General features: G+C 64.6%; 5 protein-coding genes. All 5 read right to left on the reverse strand.

Annotated elements, in window-relative coordinates:
* Positions 1–376 precede the first annotated feature (376 nt).
* The 5 genes from S58_RS25980 to S58_RS26000 all read right to left on the reverse strand — a co-directional run bounded on the left by S58_RS25980 (position 377) and on the right by S58_RS26000 (position 6059).
* Positions 377–757 carry a hypothetical protein gene (locus S58_RS25980; protein ID WP_015668368.1) on the reverse strand — a complete coding sequence of 127 codons (381 nt, stop codon included), beginning with the start codon at positions 755–757 and terminating at the stop codon, positions 377–379.
* 177 nt (positions 758–934) lie between these two features.
* Entirely contained in the window at positions 935–2266 is a 1332-nt protein-coding gene (locus tag S58_RS25985; RefSeq protein WP_015668369.1) for a lysine N(6)-hydroxylase/L-ornithine N(5)-oxygenase family protein, read from the reverse strand.
* Positions 2267–2280: 14 nt separating this feature from the next.
* Positions 2281–3348, reverse strand: a complete 1068-nt coding sequence (locus S58_RS25990) for a GNAT family N-acetyltransferase (RefSeq protein WP_015668370.1) — start codon at positions 3346–3348, stop codon at positions 2281–2283.
* 39 nt (positions 3349–3387) lie between these two features.
* Positions 3388–5079: a cyclic peptide export ABC transporter gene (locus tag S58_RS25995; protein WP_015668371.1), complete on the reverse strand. Its 1692-nt coding sequence runs from the start codon at positions 5077–5079 to the stop codon at positions 3388–3390.
* Complete coding sequence (locus S58_RS26000; protein ID WP_015668372.1) at positions 5079–6059, reverse strand: alpha/beta hydrolase; 981 nt, start codon at positions 6057–6059, stop codon at positions 5079–5081. The genes S58_RS25995 and S58_RS26000 overlap by 1 nt, the downstream gene beginning before the upstream one ends.
* Between the last annotated feature and the right edge of the window lie 7 nt (positions 6060–6066).

Here is a 6066-nt window from a genome sequence, read left to right on the forward strand (position 1 = left end):
CGCCGCCCCTGCGTCCGGGCGTCACGACGCGTCGCGCAGGCGGGATCGCCTGCTCGCTGGGTCTCAGATGAAGGATGGGTGGTGGGCTGGCATCCGGACGTCCCCTCGCGTCTGTTGTTCTGGAGCTGGTGCTCGTTTGGGGGCTATTTAAGCAGCATTCGTGCCAGCGGAGTGGCGCGGCGCGATGCGGCCGCATGTCCTTCAGATTGCTACCGTTTGCAAACCATCACGAGAGCACGCCCGGGACACCGTCAGGCGACCCGTCTGAACTTTCGGAAACAGGCGGCTCCGATCGCCCGAAAATCCGGACGAACCTTGGTTGCCCGGGCGCGATCGACAGCCGGCCGTGATGCCTGCCGGATCGCCCGGCAGGTCGTCAGCCCGGCTCCTCGGGACTCGTCTTGGATTCCGCCTTTGGTGCCGCCTTGGGTAACCCCTTGGGATCCAGCCGTCGCCGTCGCGCGCCCACGCGCGAACGCCGGATGCGCCGCTTGCGAAACTCCAACCCGCACATGACGATATCGATGCTCTCGGCCGGACGGCGCAGACGGCGGCCGTGAAAGCCGAGCCACTTCTCGATCTGACGCACCAAAATGCGATCGAGCTCGAAACGTCGCAGCAGCTCGTCCCGCGTATGCAGCGACGCAATGTCGACGACGTAATCGAACCGTTCCGACATGGTCCGGCCAACGAGCCGCGCGTAGTCACTTGATACCAGCAAAGTCACGACCCGCTCAGGCAGATGCGGCTCACTCATTTCCCATTCCCGAACTCCGCCGTGCTTGCTGGCCGATCCAAGATGTCGGCCCCCCGGCAAGCGCAATCACGACGACCACTGATGTTCATCCGATCGCGACGCTCCATGAGCGTCACGATCACCAAAGGCTGTTTCGCCGACTTGTGGGCTCATGCGCGTCGGCCCACGGCGCTGCGCTCACGAGTACACACGTTCGACCAGTTGCGGATCCTGCTCCGGGCCGCGCTGCTTCGCCGACGTCGCCACCAGCGACGCCATGATCTCCTGGGCTCGCATCGGCAGCACGGACAGCAGCGTGTCGCTCAGGCCATGAGAGGTCTCGGAACAGCCCTGCAGATAGACCCTCGGTCGAAACGCCGGACTGGTCTGAACACGATAGTCGCGATCGAGCCCGCTTCCTTCGACATAACGGCTGATAGGATCGAGAAAAGCCGGAAATGGCGAGCGCTCGTAGCCGGTGGCCAGGACAATCGCGTCATAGGTCGCGCGGTGACGGACGTCCTCGTCCTTGTTCAGAAGCTCGAGCGCGATGCCTTCCGGGCCGGCTTCGGCACCGACGATCTCGCTTCGGGGATGGAGCGCAAGTTTTCGCGTGCCGGAGACGCGCTGCTGATAGGTCATCCGATAGAGCTGGTCGAGCAGCTCGGGATCGACGACAGCATAGTTCGTGTTCCGGAAACTTCTGATGATTGCGCCGCGCTGGCTCTCCTCGCGCGAATGGAAATAATCGGTGTACTCCGGATTGAAGATCTCGTTGACGAACGGACTGCTGTCGGACGGCTTCAGTGCGTGTCCGCGGAATATGAGATCGACATGGGCATTCGGAAACCGCTCGCTCAGATCGAGGGTGACCTCCGCGGCGCTCTGGCCGCCACCGACGACCGCTATACGAGGTGCCTCGCCGTTCAGTGCAGCCGTGATCGGCGATTCGAGATACGCACTCGTGTGCACGACGCGCGGATCTCCCGCAATCGCTCGAAATCCGGCCGGGACATGCGGCACGCCGCCCACCGCGACCACGAGGTTGCGCGCAATATGCACCCGCTCAGCTCCATCCTCCGTCCGGGTCGACACGCGGAGCGCGACCACGGACTGGCCGCTGCCGACCGGCTCGACGGCAACGACCGTCTCGCCATATTCGACCAGCGAGCTGAACTGGCCTGCAGCCCAGCGCAGGTAGTCGTTGAACTCGATCCGGCTCGGATAGAACGTCTTGCAATTGGTGAAGTCGAGCAGCCGGCCCGATTTATGCAGATAGTTGATGAACGTGAACGGGCTGGTCGGGTCGCGCAGCGACACGAGATCCTTGAGGAAGGAGATCTGCATGCTGCTGCCGGGCAGCAGCATGCCGCCATGCCACTTGAAGTGCGGCTGCCGCTCCACGAACAGCGAACGGCAGCTCACACGCTGCTGTCGCGTGCAATCGTCGAGCGCGATCGCCAGCGCGAGATTCGACGGCCCGAAGCCAACGCCGACGACATCATATTCAGGAGAGGGATGGTACGTCATGAGGTGATGCTCCGTCAGCGTTGGGTCTCTGGCGTCGCGTCCTTCGCAACCGGCTGCCACAGCCGATCACCAAAGAAGCGTTCACGAAGCAACATGACCAGTGTTGCTCGCTTGTGTGGGAATTCGAAATTCTTGATCCGGGCAAATCCGGCGCGATCGAGATTGCGCAGCTGCTGTGCATGGGCGGCCGCCGGCTCACCGACGATCCGCTGGGTGCGGCAATCGTCGAGGAAGATGTAGTGCATGAGCGAGGGAAGCCATGCGGTGATGAAATCGCGGCCGCGGAACGCGTCCTCGCCGACGATCACATGCCAGCCGCGGTCGTAGTCCGCGGCATCGTAGAACGGCGCGATCCGGTTCTCCTTGGCCCAATAGAGCTCGAAATAGCCGAACGGCTGCTCGCCGAAGCAGCCGATCAAGGGCAGCATGTGCGGGTCCGACAGGATGCGCGAAAGATAGTCGCGATGCTTGTCGAGCTCTCCCGCCTCGTTCCAGAACACATCCACGCGCGGATCGTTGAGCCAGCGGTGAACCAGCGGCAGGTCCCGTTCGATGTCGACGACCCGAAAGCTGACGATGTCCGACAGCCACGGAATGAAGCGCGTATAGACCGGGCCAGCCGGCTTCGGCGGGCGCCGCGGATGACGCTTGCCGTCGGTCATCACATAGGACAGCGGAAACGCGGGGCGCGCCGCATCCGGCAGCCAGCTCTCGCGCAGCTGCATCACCACCTCCGGCAGCAGCACCGGCCTGCCATCCATCACCACCGCGAGACCCTGGCGCGTCAACATCGTTGCCGCAGCCCGCCTGTCTCCGAGGTCCAGGACGAGCCGGTCGAGCGACGGATGCCAGCCGAACAGCGCTTCGGCGGCAGCCGCAATTGCGCGCAGCAGCAGCTGCGGATCATCGACGCCGTCGCACATGATCAGCCGCATCCGATCGGCATCGAGCCGCACCGACAGCAGGGCCGCACCATCCCGGACCACCCGAAGGCTTGCATTGTCGCGGACCACCGACATCGCGATGTCGGTCCCGACGAGGAATGTCTGAGCGCTCCCGACGACGCTCGCACCTGCATTCATGCGACTCTCCCCCTGTTGCCTTGCACAGCGTCATCACGACTACGGTCTCGACGAACGCTTCGGTCGTGCGATCTCGCCTTGTTGCTCCGAACCATCCTCTTCGAGCCGTCCATTGCGCAGCCGCACGATCCGATCTGCGCAATGGAAGTAGCGGTCGTCGTGCGAGATCACGATGATCGTCTTGCCCAGACGTTTGAGGTCGGCGAGCAGCTCCGTGTAGAAGATCTGGCGGAACGCCGGGTCCTGATCGGCAGCCCATTCGTCGAACACGAGCACGGGACGACCTTCGATCCAGGCATTGATCAGCGCCAGGCGCTTGCGTTGTCCGGTCGACAGGTCCGTGGTGGAGAACGCGCCGTTTTCGACCGCGACCTTGTGGGCCAGCTCGAGCCGATCCAGATAGCGCTGCGCGATCTCCGGTGTGTGATCGCCCTGCCGCAGCAGCGTATCGAACAGGTAGTAATCCGAGAACACGGTGGTGAAGAGCTGCCGATAATCATCGCGCGACCGGCCGACGACCGGAACGCCATCGCGCAGCAGCAGGCCATGATCTGGCACGTAGAGCCCCAGCAGCAGCTTGATCAATGTCGTCTTGCCGCTGCCGTTCTCGCCGACGATGAAGACGATCTCGCCGCGCCGGATGCGGAGATCGACCGGGCCGAGCCTGAAGGGCCTTTCGGCGGAAGCGGCCTGAAACGAGTAGGAGACGCCGCGCAGCTCGATCGATTCGATCTCATCGTTGATCCGATTGACGGGATCTTCGAGCAGATCCGACTCGGCCGTGGCGAAACGCTCCGACAGTTCCGCAATCCGCCGCATCGCCACCTGCGCGCGTCCGAGCGAGGGCAGCATGCCGATGAGCTGATCGATGGGTCCGCGCATGAACAACAGCACCAGGACGAAACCGCTGGAGACCGATGGCGGGCTGTCCGGCCACAACAGCGGCCGCAGCACGAGCGCGGTCCCGATCACCAGGAACAACAGCACCGTCCCGAGCGCGCGCGCGGTGACCAGGAGATTGATGGCCCCAATCTGCACGTCGCTGATCCTGTCGACGGTGCGCTGGATCAGGTCGACATGCACGTGATGCCGGCGGGGCCGGTGGAGACGCAGCTCCTTGGCGCCCTCCGCGATCGTGCGGTAGTGCTTCTGCAGATCGTCCTCATACTGGCGGGCGAGATGGAACCCGGACATTCCGCGCTGTCTCGCCCGGAAATGGGCGAACGATCCGAGCGCGATCAACGCCGCCGTGACCAGGAACAACGGCCATGACAGCACGGCCAGATAGACGAGGCAGCCCGTGACGACGACGCCGGAGACCAGGAAGGCCGGAAAGAAGAATGCGAAATCGCTGATCGCATCGACGTCCTTGGTCAACACGGGGATCAGCCGGTGAGTCCGGTAGGATTCCAGCTCGTCGATCGGCGCCATCAGGATCTTGGCCGCCAGCGATTTGCGCAGCGACGCGATGATCCGCTGTCCCACGACGTTGGCGCTGATGTCGGAGCCGACCGACCCGATCACGATCAGAACGCAGAGCCCGGCAAACGAGGCGATCAGGCGGCCGATATCGGCCGAGCCGGCATAGAGGCCCTTGTTCACCACGGCGAGCAGGCCGGCAACGCTGGCGCCGCCGACGAGGCCGAGCAGAATGGCGCAGAGAACCAGCTTCCAGTACGGCCGCAACAGGCTTCCGACGTGCACGATCCCAGGATCGGATGAGGTCATCATCAGTAGCCAGCTCCAACATGTCGGGCGAAGACGTCGGCGAGCGCGGCGCCGATCTCGCCACGGGCCTGCAGCGCATCGGGGACGACGTTCCCCATGCGCAGGAACTCGTGGACCATGCCGGGATAGACCTTGAGATCGACGGCAACGCCGGCTGCCCGCAACCGCGCGGCATAGTCGCGTCCCTCGGCGACCAGCGGGTCGAACTCGGGCAGCACCATCAGCGCGGGCGCAACGCCGGCGAGGTCGGTGGCCGCGAGCGGCGCAAACCGCCAATCGTGACGATCAGCCTCGTGGCGCAGATAGTGGTTGAAGAACCAGTCGACCGTCTCGTGCTCCAGGAGAAAGCCCGAGCCGTATTTGGCGTAAGACTCCGAGATCTGCTGCGAGCTGAGACTGGGATAGGCCAGCACCTGGAGCAGAGGCTGCGGCAAGGCGCGATCGTCGCGGGCCGCAATGGCCAGCGCCGCCGCCAGCGTCCCACCCGCGCTGTCGCCACCAACGGCCATGCGCCGCGGGTCAAGGCCCACGGCAGCTCCCTCTCGCCCGATCCAGGCGAGCGCATCGACGCAATCCTCGAACGCCGTCGGAAACCGGTGCTCGGGCGCGAGCCGGTAGCCGATCGACAGCACGGCCGCGCCGCTGTCGCTCGCAAGCCCGCGACACAGCGGCTGATGCGAGTCGAGGCTGCCGACCACGAAGCCGCCACCATGCATGTAGAGCAGCACCGGCTGCGGATCGGCACAGTCCAGCACGCGAGCCGAATAGAGTCGCGCAGCGATCTCCGTTCCATCGCGCACCGGCAGCGTCAGCTGCCTCTCATGCGCGAGTGGCGGCGGGTCGACATCCAGCAACGGCGACGAAGCTTCGAAATCCGCGCGCGCCTGCGCCGGCGTGAGTTGCGGGAACGGGATACGCACACCGGACTCCGTTCCCAGCTGGATCATTTCCAGCAGCGCCGCGATATCGGGATGAAGGCTCATGGTCACC

The organism is Bradyrhizobium oligotrophicum S58 (assembly GCF_000344805.1).
GTDB lineage: Bacteria > Pseudomonadota > Alphaproteobacteria > Rhizobiales > Xanthobacteraceae > Bradyrhizobium > Bradyrhizobium oligotrophicum.